This window comes from Rhodoferax sp. (genome assembly GCF_025354435.1).
In the GTDB taxonomy this organism is placed as follows: Bacteria; Pseudomonadota; Gammaproteobacteria; order Burkholderiales; family Burkholderiaceae_C; genus Rhodoferax_B.
The window spans coordinates 62,187-77,656 of the sequence record NZ_JANXMU010000052.1 but is presented as its reverse complement, the minus strand read 5'-3'; the positions used below and the strand labels follow the sequence as shown (position 1 = coordinate 77,656).

The 15,470-nt window shown below is 62.3% G+C and carries 14 protein-coding genes; 3 read left to right on the top strand and 11 right to left on the bottom strand.

The annotated features are described in order from the left end of the window. Positions 1-490: 490 nt before the first annotated feature. The 4 genes from Q0T48_RS14540 to Q0T48_RS14525 all read right to left on the bottom strand — a co-directional run bounded on the left by Q0T48_RS14540 (position 491) and on the right by Q0T48_RS14525 (position 5,149). Positions 491-2,029 carry a tyrosine-type recombinase/integrase gene (locus Q0T48_RS14540; protein ID WP_295957405.1) on the bottom strand — a complete coding sequence of 513 codons (1,539 nt, stop codon included), beginning with the start codon at positions 2,027-2,029 and terminating at the stop codon, positions 491-493. After that, positions 2,010-3,263: a site-specific integrase gene (locus tag Q0T48_RS14535; protein WP_295957403.1), complete on the bottom strand. Its 1,254-nt coding sequence runs from the start codon at positions 3,261-3,263 to the stop codon at positions 2,010-2,012. Before Q0T48_RS14535 ends, Q0T48_RS14540 begins: the two co-directional genes overlap by 20 nt. Before the next feature lie 136 nt (positions 3,264-3,399). After that, a complete protein-coding gene (gene ssb / locus Q0T48_RS14530) occupies positions 3,400-3,951 on the bottom strand; it encodes a single-stranded DNA-binding protein (protein ID WP_295957401.1) in 552 nt (183 codons plus the stop codon). Between the two features lie 25 nt (positions 3,952-3,976). After that, positions 3,977-5,149 (bottom strand): MFS transporter, encoded by a 1,173-nt coding sequence (locus Q0T48_RS14525; protein ID WP_295957412.1) that lies wholly within the window; start codon positions 5,147-5,149, stop codon positions 3,977-3,979. Between the two features lie 169 nt (positions 5,150-5,318). Between Q0T48_RS14525 and uvrA the strand changes: the two genes are divergently transcribed. Continuing rightward, positions 5,319-8,201 (top strand): excinuclease ABC subunit UvrA, encoded by a 2,883-nt coding sequence (gene uvrA / locus Q0T48_RS14520; RefSeq protein ID WP_295957411.1) that lies wholly within the window; start codon positions 5,319-5,321, stop codon positions 8,199-8,201. 20 nt (positions 8,202-8,221) lie between these two features. Continuing rightward, entirely contained in the window at positions 8,222-9,154 is a 933-nt protein-coding gene (locus Q0T48_RS14515) for a DMT family transporter (RefSeq protein ID WP_295957399.1), read from the top strand. 52 nt (positions 9,155-9,206) lie between these two features. Here the strand turns inward: Q0T48_RS14515 and Q0T48_RS14510 are convergent, their stop codons facing one another. Genes Q0T48_RS14510 through Q0T48_RS14500 form a run of 3 tightly spaced genes read right to left on the bottom strand, consistent with a single transcriptional unit; the run spans position 9,207 to position 10,295 of the window. Beyond that, positions 9,207-9,563: a YqjK family protein gene (locus Q0T48_RS14510; RefSeq protein WP_295957397.1), complete on the bottom strand. Its 357-nt coding sequence runs from the start codon at positions 9,561-9,563 to the stop codon at positions 9,207-9,209. Further along, positions 9,544-9,945 carry a phage holin family protein gene (locus Q0T48_RS14505; protein WP_295957395.1) on the bottom strand — a complete coding sequence of 134 codons (402 nt, stop codon included), beginning with the start codon at positions 9,943-9,945 and terminating at the stop codon, positions 9,544-9,546. The genes Q0T48_RS14510 and Q0T48_RS14505 overlap by 20 nt, the downstream gene beginning before the upstream one ends. 29 nt (positions 9,946-9,974) lie before the next feature. Further along, entirely contained in the window at positions 9,975-10,295 is a 321-nt protein-coding gene (locus Q0T48_RS14500; protein ID WP_295957394.1) for a DUF883 family protein, read from the bottom strand. Between the two features lie 307 nt (positions 10,296-10,602). Here Q0T48_RS14500 and Q0T48_RS14495 point away from each other — a divergent pair, with 307 nt between their 5' ends. After that, on the top strand, positions 10,603-10,794 hold the full coding sequence (locus Q0T48_RS14495; protein WP_295957393.1) for a hypothetical protein: 192 nt from the start codon (positions 10,603-10,605) through the stop codon (positions 10,792-10,794). 12 nt (positions 10,795-10,806) lie between these two features. Here the strand turns inward: Q0T48_RS14495 and Q0T48_RS14490 are convergent, their stop codons facing one another. The 4 genes from Q0T48_RS14490 to Q0T48_RS14475 form a co-directional block, all read right to left on the bottom strand. Further along, entirely contained in the window at positions 10,807-12,447 is a 1,641-nt protein-coding gene (locus tag Q0T48_RS14490; RefSeq protein ID WP_295957391.1) for a methyl-accepting chemotaxis protein, read from the bottom strand. Between the two features lie 212 nt (positions 12,448-12,659). Further along, positions 12,660-13,487, bottom strand: a complete 828-nt coding sequence (gene pyrF, locus Q0T48_RS14485) for an orotidine-5'-phosphate decarboxylase (RefSeq protein WP_295957389.1) — start codon at positions 13,485-13,487, stop codon at positions 12,660-12,662. 37 nt (positions 13,488-13,524) lie between these two features. Then, a complete protein-coding gene (locus Q0T48_RS14480) occupies positions 13,525-14,889 on the bottom strand; it encodes an FAD-containing oxidoreductase (protein WP_295957388.1) in 1,365 nt (454 codons plus the stop codon). Beyond that, complete coding sequence (locus tag Q0T48_RS14475) at positions 14,886-15,350, bottom strand: DUF4126 domain-containing protein (RefSeq protein WP_295957386.1); 465 nt, start codon at positions 15,348-15,350, stop codon at positions 14,886-14,888. The genes Q0T48_RS14480 and Q0T48_RS14475 overlap by 4 nt, the downstream gene beginning before the upstream one ends. Positions 15,351-15,470 lie beyond the last annotated feature (120 nt).

Sequence of the window (15,470 nt, the reverse complement as noted above, 5' to 3'; positions counted from 1 at the left end):
CATTGCCGACTACATCGTCGGCTTCTACAACAGTGTGCGGCTGCACTCCACACTGGGCAACTTGCCACCCAATGCCTTCGAGCAGAAATCGGCAATCAATCAACCTATCGATGTGTCCGAAATAACTTGACCAGGACACACTTGTTCAGTTGACGAAGGGCGACCTCCAAACAGCGTAGCGCGGAAAGCCGCTGGCTCAGCGAACCGACGGGCTTCCTTTCTTGCATATAGACGAGCATCGCTTTGGCGAAGTCGAGAAACGGTGCCTGGAAACTGTCGTTAGGTTTCCCTCGGCCGCATGTCTCCAGAGTGCTGAAGATCACCCTGTGCATCGAGTTTCTGCCCTTGAGGCGCCCAACATCCCACCTGGTCTGCTCAAACTGGGTGTTGGCATCAAGCACGGAGGAGATCCGGCAGAGAGTCACGAACGCATCTACGTTCGCAGTAGCTTCTAGCTCGGCCCGGGGTACGAAGTGGAGAATGGGCGCGCTCATGCAGCCTCATCCCCGTCAGTAGCACGCTGCTGTCGAACCTGCTCGCAGAAGGCAATTACCTCCTGGACCGCCCGGATGGATTCGTCGTTGATGGCCGCCATGCGAGTATCCTCGCCCCAGTTGTCCCGCTCTTTTAGGAGGCGCTGCAGCACTGCCTCGTGAGGGGCATCGAGGAACGGCTCGAACCGGTAGCACGTGTAGCAGCTCAATGGTTTGTTGAAGGCACAGCCTCGTGCGCACTGCGAGCAACCACCCACCGGATCGGTCGACACGCGGAAGTCAATGATGCGGCTGCCAGGCGCGCCCTTCTGGGTAGAGTTCGCTTCATCCTCGACTAGGTTGCCCTGGAACGCCCTCGCCAGCGGGGCGAGGAGCGGCCCCATGGCTTTATCGATGTTTTCGACCACTTTAGGCGAAGCGGAGAAATAGACGCCGGCGTTTTGGAGGTCGGCGTGCCCGAGGCGGTTCGCAACCACCGCCATACTCGCCCCCTCTTCAACGAGGCGGGTACCGTATGTGTATCGGAAACGCTGAGGCCCAACCGGCAGGGGGGCGTAGTCCAATCGTGCAGTCGGCGGGGCAACCTCCTCAACCCACAGCCGGAAACGGCGCGACAGCGTGGGGGAGTCGCAGTGCCCATAGAACAAGTCGCTCGGCGCCCGTAGGAAATCAACAGGCGGGCGCACCATCACCAATCTCTCAGGAAACAAGGGGGCGTCATCCGCAAAACCGTCTTCTCGCAGAACGTTGATGTGATTATTCAACAAACGGCTGGTTTGTGGCCCGATCTCGAACTCCAGAAACGAGATCCGCGAGTGTTCAGCTCCCGTTTTGGCTTGAGGCAATCTAAGTACCGTGCTGGTTGAATCGAAGTCGAGGGCCTTGAGCGAGGCGAACTGTGAGATGCGCCCACCACATGCTAAAAGGAGACGACAAAGAATCAGGGACCAGAGAGGAAGGTCTCCTCTGCCGTAGCCCGCGTTGACCGCTGAGTAGAGCGCTTGAACCTCATCCTCGCTAAACGGCCCCTTGACAGGATTTCGCGTGGTGACAGCTTCGCCCTTCTTGTTGCCGGGCTTGCGCCGCTCTTCGAGGTACGCCGCACACCCAGGATGCATACCAGGCAACCCCAGTCCTACCCACTTCTGGATGAGGCCGTTGAGCGTGCCGATCCGCCAACGATCTTTCGGTAGAAGCTTGGCGGCGAAGTTCGACAGGTGCGCGGGCGTGAACTCCTCGTCGACGTAAGGTCCGGACAAGTCCACGAAGTAGCGGTACGCACCTTCGAGGTTGGTCACGTGCGAAGACGAGTGACCCTTAAGATATGGAATGAGAGCAAGTTTCAGCGACGGGACATACCGTTCATAGCCGCCTTTGTAGTGCCCAAAATCAATCCGGCGCTTGAACACCCCCTCAGTCCAAACCCAGACGTCGAGCCGGGGGTCGAGCTGAGCCCCTCCTCGGGTAAACACTCGAGGAGGGATCGACTGGGCAAGCGCGGTGGAAGCGCTTAGTTCATTTTTCAGAGGATTCAAGTTTTTCTTGCAACTTCAAGGAGATTTCTCGACCCTTGCGGGCGGTGTGGCGGCGGGTATAGACCTGCGATGTCTTGGAATTGTCCGCCCATCCTTGCTGCTCATTGCGCGCCCGCTCTTCAGCGGTGGCATCAAGCTGCATGGCTTCAGCCTCCTCGGAGAACCGCTCATTCCACGTATGACGCATAACGTGGCTGGACAGATCTATGACAAGGTCGGGGCAAGCACGCCGCACATCGGCAAAGATCTTGTCGACGGTCTTGTAGGCGAGCGGGCCTCCATCCTCTGAGACAATCAGAAACGGGTGCTTTCGAGTGAGCTTGATCTTGTATCGCGCGGCGATGTACTCGTGCACCTGTTTCAGGATCGAGGGACGTAACTCGATTGTCCGCTCGCGCGTCTTAGGCGTGGGCTGAATCATCCGAGGGTCGTCGCTGGAATCGGGGCGGCGGACGATGTTCAACTTGGGCTCACGTTGCGCCAAGTCGGAGATCCGGATGTTGAGCAGTTCACCGCGTCGCATGCCGGTCGCAAGTAGCAGCACAACGATCAACCAGTTCCGCTGCCGGACAAAGCCCCGACCCCACGGGTTTTCAGGAGAGTCCGGACGCACGACCGCCAAAAGCCGGTCTTGCTCCTCCTTCGATAGGCCCTGCCGCGCACCGAGCGTGGTCCGATGGGACACCTTCGGAACTTGCTCTGTAAAGAGCGTCACACCAAACTTGGCGTCCGCTTCCAACCTGGCTCGACGCTCCGCTGGCAACGTCACGGCGACGTAGTTCGCCAAAAACGTGAGGTACTGAGCGATGTAGCGGAGCCTTGTCGCCTGGTTCGCCACACCGACGGACTGCGGCGTCTGCCGAACGCGGCTCCGTTTCGCTCTGACGGTGTTCAGGTCGATGACCTGAGGCTTTGTGCCGTCGACCTCGTCGTCCTCAGGAAGGTCGGTCGCCCGGTATTGCACGGTGTCCGCCAGACGGTACAGCTCCGGGTTGGTCAGGAACTGACCTTGTCTCAACCTGGCAAGAAGGTCGATCTCGACTTTGTGGAGCCACCGATAGAACAGCGCTAACACCCGGCACACGATATGGATCGTGTTCGCGGCACGCCCTCGGGTCCTGAACCGCGCAAGGAAAAGCGTCGCCTCGTGAACCGGAAGTCCGCCGACGCGGGAGAGCACTGAATGGCGCTCACCGCTGCGAAATTTGAGCTGTTTGGCAACGTACCGCGTCATCTACCCACACTTTTGACCAAGGAGCAGTTAAGCAATTCGTATAGTAGACCACAGAAATCAATTGTTGGTAAAGAAAAAGCCCCCACTCCGAGAGAAGCGGGGGCTTTCGTATCAACAGTTTTCCTCTTGGGCGGAATTAGAACGGAATGTCGTCGTCCATATCGTCAAAACCGCTGGAAGCACGGGCCGCTGGTGGCGGCGCGGGGCGGGGTGCAGCGGCGGCCATCGGTGGGCGGCTGGCCGGTGCCGGTGCCATGGGGCGGCGTGCCGGAGCGGGTGCCGAACTGTTGTCGTAGCCTCCGCCATCGTCGTAACCACCGTCATTGCCACCACCCTGCGGGCCTCCCATACCCTGGCGGCTGCCCAGCATGGTCATTTCGGTGGCGACGATTTCGGTGATGGACTTTTCAATGCCGGTGGCATCGTTGTACTTGCGGCTACGAATGGAGCCCTCTACATACACCTGCGAGCCTTTGCGCAGGTACTGCTCGACGATGCCCGCCAAACCACCCCGGAACACCACACGGTGCCATTCGGTAGCTTCGCGGCGCTCGCCGGTTTGCTTGTCTTTCCAGGTTTCGGTGGTGGCGATGGTGACGTTGGCCACCCGGTCACCGCTGGGGAAGGTACGCACCTCGGGGTCGCGGCCCAGGTTGCCGACGATGATGACTTTGTTGACGGATGCCATGGTGAATTCCTCTTAAGGGGGTAGATTATGCGGTCACTTTGGCCGGGGCTTGCATCGGCCAGGCCACACACAGCCACGCCAGCATGGCCAATGCACAAGCGGTAAACAGGCTGTGCGGACCACCCCATTTCAGCAGTGCTCCACCCGCCAGCCCGCCGACAAAATAACCCAGCGACTGCAGCGTGTTGTACACCCCCAACGCGCTGCCGCGCACCGAAACCGGGGCCATACGCGAGGCCAGACTGGGCTGGCTGGCCTCCAGCACGTTGAAACCACAGAAGAACAGAAATAGCAGCGTCGCCATCGTGCTGACCTGCGGCACATCAGCCACCCACAACAGCCCCAGTTGCACCAGCGCAATCAGCCCAATCGCCGCCAGAAACACCCCACGCAGGTAGCCGCGCCGCTCCAGCGGAAACAGGCTACCGCCCATCACCACGAACGAGCCCAGCACCGCGGGCAGGTACACCCACCAGTGGTGGGCCTTGTCCAGCCCGGCTTGCAGCAGCAGCGCAGGCACGGCCATCCACATCGCCAGTTGCACGGCATGCAGCACAAACACCCCAAAATTCAGCCGCAGCAGGCCCGCATGCGACAGCACTTCGCTTAGCTTGCCGCGGGGCTGGTGGGTGTGCAGCAGCGGCTCGGGCGGCACCACCCACAGCACCACCGCCACACCGGCCAGCGCCAGGACACCGGTCAGGGCAAACAGCCCCGCCAAGCCGATATGTGCAGCCAACACAGGAGCCAGTACCAGCGACAGGGCAAACACCAGCGCAATGCTGCCGCCCACCAGCGCCATAGCCTTGGTGCGCACAACATCGCGGGTCTGGTCAGCCAACAACGCCGTCACGGCAGCAGAGATGGCCCCCGCCCCCTGCACGGCCCGGCCCAGCAACAAGCCATTCAGGCTATCGGCACTGGCCGCCAAAAAACTGCCTACCGCGAACAGCAGCAAGCCCAGAACGATCACCCGCTTGCGGCCAAACCGGTCCGAAGCCATGCCAAACGGCAGTTGCAACAGGCCCTGCGTCAGTCCATAGATGCCCATGGCCAAACCCACCCGGGCTGGGTCATCGCCGCCGGGGAACTTGCCCGCCTCCAGTGCAAACACCGGCAGCACCAGGAACAGGCCCAGCATGCGCAGCGCAAAAATCAGGGCCAGCGACAGGCTGGCGTGCCGCTCTGGCGGTGTCATGGCGACAGACGCAGGCGCAGAAGTGGGTGAAATGGAGACAGAAGGTGAGGACACGCGGGGCACCATAGACCGTTGGCAAGCAAACAGCCTGCGATTGTCTATCATCACGGGTTACCCCTAGTTTGGCTCCACCTTGAATCCTGATCTCACCGAAACGTCTTCCGACGGCATGTACCTGCGCAATGCCTTGCAGTTGCAGCGCATCAGCATCCGTGGCGCACGCACCCACAACCTGAAGAACATCGACCTGGACATCCCCCGCAACCAGCTGGTGGTCATCACCGGCTTGAGCGGCTCGGGCAAGTCCAGCCTGGCGTTTGACACCCTGTACGCCGAAGGCCAGCGCCGCTATGTAGAGAGCCTGAGCACCTACGCCCGGCAGTTCCTGCAGCTGATGGACAAGCCGGATGTGGACCTGATCGAAGGCCTGAGCCCGGCCATTTCCATCGAGCAAAAGGCCACCAGCCACAACCCGCGCTCTACCGTGGGCACGGTGACCGAGATCCACGACTACCTGCGCCTGCTGTTCGCCCGTGCCGGTACGCCCTACTGCCCCGACCACGACCTGCCCCTACAGGCCCAAACCGTGAGCCAGATGGTCGATGCCGTGCTGGCCCTGCCGGTAGATACCCGCCTGATGGTGGTGGCCCCCATCGCCCGCGAACGCAAGGGCGAATACGCCGACGTGTTCGCCGACATGCAGGCCCAGGGCTATGTGCGCTTTCGGGTGGACGGCGAAACCTTCGAATTCGATGCCCTGCCCAAGCTGAAAAAGACCGAAAAGCACAACATCGACGTGGTGATTGACCGCGTGAAGGTGCACGGCGACACCGAACCCCAAGCCATGGCGGCCCAGCGCCAGCGCCTGGCCGAAAGCTTTGAGGCCTCGCTACGGCTGGCCGAAGGCAAGGCGATTGTGGTGGAGATGGCTTCGGGCCAGGAACATCTGTTCAACGCCAAGTTCGCCTGCCCCATCTGCAGCTACTCGATCAGCGAGCTGGAGCCGCGCCTGTTCTCGTTCAACTCGCCCGTGGGGGCCTGCCCGGCCTGCGACGGCCTGGGCATGCAGGAGCTGTTTGACCCGACGCGGGTGGTGGCCTTCCCGTCGCTGAGCCTGGCCAGTGGTGCCATCAAGGGCTGGGACCGGCGCAACGCCTACTACTTCACCCTGCTGGAAAGCCTGGCCAAGCACTACAAATTCGACATCGAGCAGGCCTTTGAAACCCTACTCCCCGAAGTGCAGCAGGCTATTCTGCACGGCTCGGGCGAGGAAGACATTGCCTTCCACTACCTGATGGACACCGGCCCCACAGCGGGCAAAAAGCTGCGCAAAAAACACCCCTTCGAGGGCATCATTCCCAACATGCAGCGGCGCTACCGCGAGACGGACTCGAACCTGGTGCGCGAAGACCTGGCCCGCTACCGCACCACCCAGCCCTGCGTGACCTGTGGCGGCTCCCGGCTGCGGCGCGAGGCCCGGCATGTAAAGGTCGGCGAAGGCAGCCAGGCCCGCGCCATCTTCGAGATCAGCCACACCACGCTGCGCGACTGCTTTACCTACTTCAACACCTTGAAAATGGGCGGCGCCAAGGGCGAGATCGCCAACAAAATCGTGCGCGAAATCGGCCTGCGGCTCAAATTTCTGAACGATGTGGGCCTGAACTATCTGAGCCTGGACCGCAGCGCCGAAACGCTCAGCGGTGGTGAATCGCAGCGTATTCGCTTGGCCTCGCAAATCGGCTCCGGCCTGACCGGCGTGATGTACGTGCTGGACGAGCCCAGCATCGGCCTGCACCAGCGCGACAACGACCGCCTGATTGCCACCCTGCAGCACCTGCGCGACATCGGTAACAGCGTGCTGGTGGTGGAGCACGACGAAGACATGATGCGCGCCGCCGACCACGTGATCGACCTGGGCCCCGGCGCGGGCGTGCATGGCGGTCGCATCATGGCGCAGGGCACGTTTGACGAGGTCAAGGCCAATCCCAACTCACTCACAGGCCAGTACCTGGCAGGCACATTGAAGATCGAGGTGCCTACCGAGCGGCAAAAGCCTACCCACGGCTGGCTATCCATCGTCGGTGCAACCGGCCACAACCTGAAAAGTGTCAACGCCGACATCCCGGTCGGCCTGTTCACCTGCGTCACCGGCGTATCGGGTTCCGGCAAGTCCACCCTGGTCAACGACACGCTGTACACCGCCGTGGCGCGCCAGCTTTACCGCGCCCACGACGAGCCCGCCGAACACAGCGAAATCCTGGGCATCGAGCAGTTCGACAAGGTCATCAACGTGGACCAATCGCCGATTGGCCGCACACCGCGCTCCAACCCGGCCACCTACACGGGTTTGTTCACCCCCATCCGCGAGCTGATGGCCGAGGTGCCGATGGCGCGCGAACGCGGCTACGGCCCCGGGCGCTTCAGCTTCAACGTGGCCGGAGGCCGCTGCGAGGCCTGCCAGGGCGACGGCATGGTGAAGGTAGAGATGCACTTCTTACCCGATGTGTACGTGCCCTGCGACGTGTGCAAAGGCCAGCGCTACAACCGCGAGACGCTGGAGGTGCTGTACAAGGGCAAGAACATCGCCCAAATATTGGAGCTGACGGTCGAGGCCGCCTACACCTTCCTGCAGGCCGTACCCACCATCGCGCGCAAACTGCACACACTGCTGGACGTGGGCCTGAGCTACATCAAGCTGGGCCAGTCGGCCACCACGCTCTCCGGCGGCGAGGCCCAGCGGGTCAAGCTGGCACTGGAACTAAGTAAGCGCGACACCGGCCGCACGCTCTACATCCTGGACGAGCCCACCACCGGCCTGCATTTTGCCGACATCGCCCTGCTGCTCAAAGTGCTGCACCAGCTGCGCAGCGCGGGCAACACCATCGTGGTGATCGAGCACAACCTGGATGTCATCAAAACCGCCGACTGGCTGATCGACATGGGCCCCGAAGGCGGCGCAGGCGGCGGCACCGTGGTGGGCGTGGGCACGCCCGAAGAGATTGCGGCCAACCCGGCCAGCCACACCGGCAAATACCTGGCGCGGCTGCTGTGAGCCTTTCAGCAACATTACCCATGCCCGCGGGCAGCTCCGTATTCACCCGCCGCAAGCTGGTGCTTCTGCTGGCCTCGCTGTGCTGCCTGCTGTGGGGCAGCGCCTACCCGGCCATCAAGAACGGCTATGCGATGTTCCACATCGCCACCAACGACATCCCCACCAAGCTGGTGTTTGCGGGCTACCGCTTTGCCTTGGCCGGGCTGGTGCTGCTGGTGTTTGCCGCACTCAGCAAAAAGCCGGTGTTCGGCATCAAGTTGCGCACATTCGGCCAGATGACCCTGCTGGGCCTGACGCAGACCAGCCTGCAGTACGTGTTTTTCTACATTGGGCTGGCCTATGCCACGGGTGTGAAGAGCTCCATCATGAACGCCACCGGCACCTTCTTCAGCGTGCTGCTGGCGCACTTCATCTACAAAAATGACCGCCTGAGCTTCAACAAGGTGTTGGGCTGCGTGGTCGGCTTTGTGGGCGTGATGGTGGTCAACTTCCGCCCAGGCCTGCTGAGTTTTGATTTCACACTGCTGGGCGAAGGTAGCGTGGTGTTGGCGGCCTTCATCCTGTCGGCGGCCAGCATTTATGGCAAAAAGCTGTCGCAGCAGGTGGATTCGGTGGTGCTTACCGGCTACCAGCTGGCGATTGGCGGCGTGGCCCTGCTGCTGCTCGGCTTTGCCACCGGCGGCGCGCTGGAGGCCTTTACCTGGGCCTCTGCCGCCCTGATGCTGTACATGGTGGCGCTGACCTCGGTGGCGTTCTCGCTGTGGACGATTTTGCTGAAATACAACCGGGTCAGCATGGTCACGGTGTTCAACTTCATGGTGCCGGTGTTTGGCACGCTGCTGTCGGCGCTGTTTCTGGACGAGCGTTTTCTGGAATGGAAGAACGGCGTGGCCCTGCTGCTGGTGTGCGGCGGCATCTGGCTTGTGACCAAAGAAGAAACGCCCCGCCGCTAAAATATATGGAAAATAGGCCGCTAGCGCATATTCCACCTACGCTAGCTGCTATTTATTTACGAGCAAAGTAGTTTTTGACCGCCAGCACCTGGCGGACCACATCCATGACGGTCCCCGGCTGCCACTGCTGCACGGCACGCCAGCCACGCCAGATGAAGAAACCGCGCTTGGCCCAGCGCCACACGCCTTTGGGTTTGAGCAGCAACAGGCCAGCCGCCAGTGCCGACATGGCTAAAGGCCGTTCGCGTACATAGGCAACGGCCTCATCTACCAAAGCCGACAGCGTGTTTCCCGCACGCGTAATGCGCTGCAGCGGAACCAACTCGCGGGCCAGGTTGGCACGCTGGGCCTGGATGCGCTCCGTCAGGCGGGCGCGCTCCTGGTCCAGCTCAGCGCGGGTCTTTGCCATGGTCGCTTGCAGCTTTGAGCTGGCGCATGTCTTCTTGCAGCTCAGCCAGGCTGCCAGCAAAAACACCATCAAACGACCGGGTCGAACGGCGCAGCTTGGCAAAGCAGACCAGCGCAGCCCCCAGGAAAAGCACGATCAGGCCGGACAGTACCCACACCCGCTGATCCCACAGCAAGATGATGGCCAGAGCCACCACCAGCAGCACGCCCAGCCCCGCGCAAACCACCATGGCCAGCACCAGGGTCAGCTCGCGCAGAGCGCGGTGCTTCTCAGTCAGTATCTCGTTACCCAGCAGTTGCAGGCGCGTGTGCGCCATGGCCAACAACGTGGTCGGTATGTTTTTTAAGGCGGCGAAAGCTCCGCCGCCTGATGCGCTACGCATACGGAACCCGTGGGGGTTCGGTTAACAGCTTAGCGGCGACCGATGATCAAACCGACCAGCAGGCCCACGCAAGCGGCCACACCCACTGCCGTCCAAGGGGATTCGTGCACGTAGTCGTCGGTGGCGCGGGCGGCCTTCTTGGTGTGGTGGCGCAGGGCGGCTTCGGCATCCACCAGGCGTTCGCGGGCATCGCTCAGGCGGGCCTTGACGCGGGCGCGCAGCTGGCTGATTTTGTCGCCGGACTGGTCGGCGGTGTCGTTCAGCATCTCTTCGGCCTCGGAGATCACGGACTTGATGTCGCTGACCAATTGTTCTTGGGTATCGATGGCGGCTTGGATAGCTTTGGACATGTGCGTCTTTCGGTTAAAGGTTGAAGGTGGACGGGATAAAGGTTAGCAGATTGGGTCGGCCATTTACGTTGTCCCCCTCTCGATGTTGACATTTAGAAACACTTTAGAGCCTCGAAAAACCACAGGCCTGAAACACGGTCCCATCGCCGTCTTTGGCCACACTGGCAACGGCCGCCGCCACAAGCACGTTACGCGGTGCTCACCCGGGGTGTGGGCAGTCCGATGTCGCCTGGCAGGAGTATGAAAACCCTCCCGGCTAGAAAATCCAGCAGCCCGCCACTACACTGCTTGTTACAAGAGGCTCACCATGAAAAAACAACAGCCGGAACGGTTTTGGGAAGTCGACCTGGGGGCACTGATGCTGCTTTGGTGGAATGACATCTCTACATTCGTCAAAACGGCGGTGATGTTCTGCGCCCTGTCGCTGCCGGTGGTGATTCCGGCGTTGATCATGTGGCTGATGCTGGTCAACAACATCAGCTTTGAAACGCCCCCGTAAGCACCCGACCATTTAAGCGCGGCCCAGCGCCGGTTGCGGGGAGTGGACTGACAGCTTGCGGGGCACAGGCACTGCCGTGCTGGTGCGCGCATTCGTAGACATCCGCACTTGCCCCAGATCAAACACCGCCACCGCGTCCACCAACTCCTGCGCCTGGGTCTTCATGCTGCTGGCGGCGGCAGCCATTTGTTCCACCAAGGCGGCATTTTGCTGGGTGGCGTGGTCCATCTGTGTGACGGCCTCACCCACCTGGGACACACCGGCGCTTTGTTCATTGCTGGCGGCGCTGATTTCGGCCACGATGTCGGTCACGCGGCGGATGGCCTGGACCACTTCGGTCATGGTGGTGCCCGCCTTGTCCACCAGAGCCGTGCCTTTCTCGACCCGCTCCACGCTGGCCGATATCAGCAGCTTGATCTCTTTGGCGGCCTCGGAACTGCGGCCGGCCAGATTGCGTACTTCGCTGGCCACCACCGCAAACCCCCGGCCCTGCTCGCCCGCGCGGGCAGCTTCCACCGCAGCATTCAGCGCCAGGATGTTGGTCTGGAACGCAATGCCGTCGATCACGCCAATGATGTCCGAAATCTTTTTCGAGCTTTCATTGATGCCCTGCATCGTGGTCACCACCTCGGCAACCACCTCGCCGCCCTGCACCGCCACGGTACTAGCACTGTTGGCCAACTGGCTGGCCTGGCGGGCGTTGTCGGCGTTTTGCCGCACAGTGGAACTTAGCTCTTCCATCGACGCCGCAGTTTGCTGCAGCGCACTGGCCTGGCTTTCGGTGCGGCTGCTCAGGTCATGGTTGCCCTGCGAGATTTCGGCACTGGCAGTGGCGACCCCCTCTGAGCCCTCGCGCACCGTGGCCACCACCCCAAACAGACTGCCCTGCATCAGCTTAAGCTGCGCCATCAGGCTGGTACTGTCGCCCGCCTGGACGTTGATCGGCGTGATCAGATCACCTTGCGCCACCGACCGCGCCACCTCGGCGGCCACCCGAGGCTCGCCGCCCAGCGCACCCACCAGGCTGCGGGTGATCAGAAAGCCCATGCCCAGCGCCGCGGCAATGGCCAGCGCACTGGCCAACAGCAAAAGCCGCCGCGCCTGGGTGTAACCGGGGCCTTCGTCCAGCCCGCCCTTGCTGGCCGTGCCACTGACCTTCACCAATGCCGCCAACAGCGGCCGGCACTCGGCGTTGATCTTCGCGATGGCTTCTGCGGTTTTACCCTCTACTGCCAACCGGGTGATATCGAGCGCAATCGGCCCATACAAGGCCTCGATGCGGGTCATCTCGGCCACCATGCGGATGTCGCCGGGATCGGCATTCGGGTTGGTTTTGATCGCCTCGTTGAGCTTGGCCATCGAATCCTGGGTGGCCTGGTGGGCCTTCACAATCGCCAGCCGCTCCAGTTCACGGTCTTCTGGCTGGGTGGACAGCACCAGATTGCGTGCGGCAATGGCCCGGGCACTGATGGCGGCGCGCACCTCGTCCACCAGTTGGTTCTGCTTGACCACCACCTCGTTGTAGTTGGTAAATTTATCGTGGGCGTTGTCCAGCGCCTGGATCGCCACCAGGGCCACCACCAGTACCAGCGCGACCAACAAACCGAAAGCGAAAGTGAGCTGACCTTTGACGGTCCAATTTTTCAAGTTCATTGATTGCCCTTCCATTTTGAAAAAACGATCCAGCCACCCGAAGAGCGGCTGGATTAGTTTGTTTCAAAAAATATACAAATGAGGGCAATTCAAACCTGGATATCCACAATTTAGACTACGAATCTGCGGGCACCGATAGCCGTAGTTTACCTATCTTTACATATGAAAATAGGTGTTTACGCTTGTATGGCCAACACAGCCAGCTACTTAATTTATAGCGCCCGTGCCGCCTGCAGGGTATCCCGCGTTTCCAATGCCACGCGGCGGGCCGCGTCGACAAAGTCGTCACCGCTGGAGGCATACAGAATCGCCCGCGACGAATTCACGATCAACGGGCCGTTGGCCGTCCACCCGGCCTGCACCGTGGCGCGGGCATCGCCGCCCTGCGCACCCACGCCGGGCACCAGCAAGGGCACGGTGGGGGCCAGGGCGCGCACCCGGGCGATTTCGTCCGGGTAGGTGGCACCCACCACCAGACCGAGCTGGCCGTTCAGGTTCCAGGGGCCCTGGGCCAGTTGGGCCACGTGCTCGTACAGCAGCGGTTGGCCGGGCACACTGGCCAGGCGCTGGTTTTGCAGGTCGTCGCCACCGGGATTCGAGGTGCGGCAGAGCAAAAATGCGCCCTTGCCGGGGTACTTCAAATACGGTTGCACCGAGTCAAAACCCATGAAGGGCGACAGGGTGACGGCATCGGCCTGATAGCGCTCAAACGCCTCCACGGCGTATTGCTCGGCGGTGGAGCCGATATCGCCGCGCTTGGCATCCAGAATGATGGGCACGTGGGGCGCGACACGGCGGATGTGGGCCACGATGCGCTCCAGCTGGTCTTCGGCGCGATGGGCGGCAAAGTAAGCGATCTGCGGCTTGAAGGCGATGGCCAAGTCGGCCGTGGCATCGACGATGCTGGCGCAGAAGTCGGCAATCTTGCTGGCGTCACCACGCCATGCGCCAGGGAAGCGGGCCGGATCGGGGTCGAGCCCGACGCAGAGCATGGAGGCGTTGCGCTGCCCGGCGGTATGGAGCATGTCTAAGAAGGTCATGGACCCGATTTTACGGGGCCGGTCTAGGCCGGCCGGACTAGGGCTTGAGTTCGCCCAGCAGGGTGGGAATCAGCTCCGCCACCGTGGGGTGGATGTGCATGGCCTGCTGCAGCACCGGGTAAGGCGCTTGGGCGGCCATGGTGTCGAGGATGCTGTGGATGGCTTCGTCACCGCCCACGCCCAGGATGGTGGCGCCCAGGATTTTTTGCGTTGCGGCATCGACCACGATCTGCATGAAACCATCGGTCTCGCCCTTCTCTACCGCCCGGCCCACGCGGGACATGGGCCGCATGCCGACACGCACGCTATAATCCGCCTTGCGCGCCTGGGCCTCGCTCAGGCCCACCCGGGCCAGCGGCGGGTCGATGTACAGGGCGTAGGTGTCGATGCGGTCACTGACTTTGCGGTGGGCACCGTCGAGCAGGTTGGCCGCCACGATCTCGAAGTCGTTGTAGGCCGTATGGGTGAACGCGCCGCGGCCATTGCAGTCGCCCGGCGCCCAGATGCCCGGCACATTGGTGCGCAGTTGCTCGTCCACGGTGATGTAGCCGCGCGCATCCAGGGCCACGCCCGCCGCGTCCAGCTGCAGGTCGTCGGTATTCGGGCGGCGGCCCACGGCGACCAGCAGGTGCGAACCCACCACCTCGTGGCTGGCCGTGGTGCCCACCGCAATGTCGTTGCCACGCTGCGCGAAGCAAATGTTGTCGGCGTTCAAATGGAAGGCAATGCCTTCGCGCTCCAGAATCGCCTGCACGGCGCTCGACACTTCCGGGTCTTCACCCGAAATCAGGCGCGGGCCGCGTTCGATCACCGTCACCTCGCTGCCGAAGCGGCGGTACATCTGGGCGAATTCCAGCCCGATGTAGCTACCGCCGACGATCACCAGATGGCGCGGCAGCACGTCCAGCGCCATCATCGAGGCATTGGTCAAATAGGGCACGTCGTGGATGCCCGGCAGGTCGAGAATCGCGGCCCGGCCGCCGACGTTCAGAAAGATGCGCTCGGCGGTCAGCAGCGCATCGCCCACCCGCACACTGCGGGCCGAGGCAAAGCGCGCATGGCCTTCGAACACGCTGCATCCGGCCATGCCTTTAAGCCCGGATTCCACGCCGTGGCGCGCGTCCAGCGTGACCTTGTCTTTACGCGCCTTGACCACCTGCATGTCCATCGCCACCGGCCCGTAGGTCTGCACGCCAAAGTCGGCTGCCCGGCGAACCCCGTAAGCAGCCCGGGCGCTGGCGATCAAGGTCTTGGTGGGCATGCAGCCGGTGTTGACGCAAGTACCGCCAAACAGTTTGCGCTCTATTAGGGCCACGCGCATGCCCGATGCTGTCAAGCGCCTGGCCAGCGGCGGGCCGGCCTGGCCGGCACCGACGATGAGGGCATCGAACGCGGCATTCATACGTTCACCGAAACGACGGCAAAAGCCCCCGCCACGGCCAATGCGTCTTCCAGCAAAGCCGCAGACGAATCCCGGCCTAAAAGGGTGGCCAGCCGTGCGCGCAGGCGGGCACCGCCCAGTGTGCCCACGATCGCACCAACCAGACCCGTGACCAGGCCCACAGCGAGCCCGCCAGCCGAGGCACCGATCGCGGCACCACACAAGGCCCCGCTGGCCAGGCGTGCGCCAAACTGCATCGGCACAGTGCGGCTCGGGGTGTGGGGCAGTTGGTCGGTCACCAGCTCGATGGCGGCCAGCAGGGTGAACACATAGGGGGTGTAGGCAAAGCCCAAAAAGGCCAGCGGCGTACCGGCCAGCGGCAGCCAGCCCAGGTGGGCGGCCCAACTGATGGCGGCAGGCGCCGTCATGGCGCGCAGGCCCGCCACCACACCGATTAACAAGGCCAAAACGTAGACCGTCATAGGGCAGCTCCTATTTTTCGGAGCAGTGTATCGTTGCCACCAGGTTAGCGCTAGCCCTCCCGCGGCTGGTTGAAGTCTGGCCCGCCGACCACATATGATTTTTTTCGAAAGCATCCCGCC

What these genes read in the sequence shown, in the direction of transcription:
- Q0T48_RS14535 (WP_295957403.1), bottom strand. Translation starts at nt 3,263, where the DNA reads ATGACGCGGTACGTTGCCAAACAGCTCAAATTTCGCAGCGGTGAGCGC.
- ssb (WP_295957401.1), bottom strand. Translation starts at nt 3,951, where the DNA reads ATGGCATCCGTCAACAAAGTCATCATCGTCGGCAACCTGGGCCGCGAC.
- Q0T48_RS14525 (WP_295957412.1), bottom strand. Translation starts at nt 5,149, where the DNA reads ATGACACCGCCAGAGCGGCACGCCAGCCTGTCGCTGGCCCTGATTTTT.
- uvrA (WP_295957411.1), top strand. Translation starts at nt 5,319, where the DNA reads ATGTACCTGCGCAATGCCTTGCAGTTGCAGCGCATCAGCATCCGTGGC.
- Q0T48_RS14515 (WP_295957399.1), top strand. Translation starts at nt 8,222, where the DNA reads ATGCCCGCGGGCAGCTCCGTATTCACCCGCCGCAAGCTGGTGCTTCTG.
- Q0T48_RS14510 (WP_295957397.1), bottom strand. Translation starts at nt 9,563, where the DNA reads ATGGCAAAGACCCGCGCTGAGCTGGACCAGGAGCGCGCCCGCCTGACG.
- Q0T48_RS14505 (WP_295957395.1), bottom strand. Translation starts at nt 9,945, where the DNA reads ATGCGTAGCGCATCAGGCGGCGGAGCTTTCGCCGCCTTAAAAAACATA.
- Q0T48_RS14500 (WP_295957394.1), bottom strand. Translation starts at nt 10,295, where the DNA reads ATGTCCAAAGCTATCCAAGCCGCCATCGATACCCAAGAACAATTGGTC.
- Q0T48_RS14495 (WP_295957393.1), top strand. Translation starts at nt 10,603, where the DNA reads ATGAAAAAACAACAGCCGGAACGGTTTTGGGAAGTCGACCTGGGGGCA.
- Q0T48_RS14490 (WP_295957391.1), bottom strand. Translation starts at nt 12,447, where the DNA reads ATGAACTTGAAAAATTGGACCGTCAAAGGTCAGCTCACTTTCGCTTTC.
- pyrF (WP_295957389.1), bottom strand. Translation starts at nt 13,487, where the DNA reads ATGACCTTCTTAGACATGCTCCATACCGCCGGGCAGCGCAACGCCTCC.
- Q0T48_RS14480 (WP_295957388.1), bottom strand. Translation starts at nt 14,889, where the DNA reads ATGAATGCCGCGTTCGATGCCCTCATCGTCGGTGCCGGCCAGGCCGGC.
- Q0T48_RS14475 (WP_295957386.1), bottom strand. Translation starts at nt 15,350, where the DNA reads ATGACGGTCTACGTTTTGGCCTTGTTAATCGGTGTGGTGGCGGGCCTG.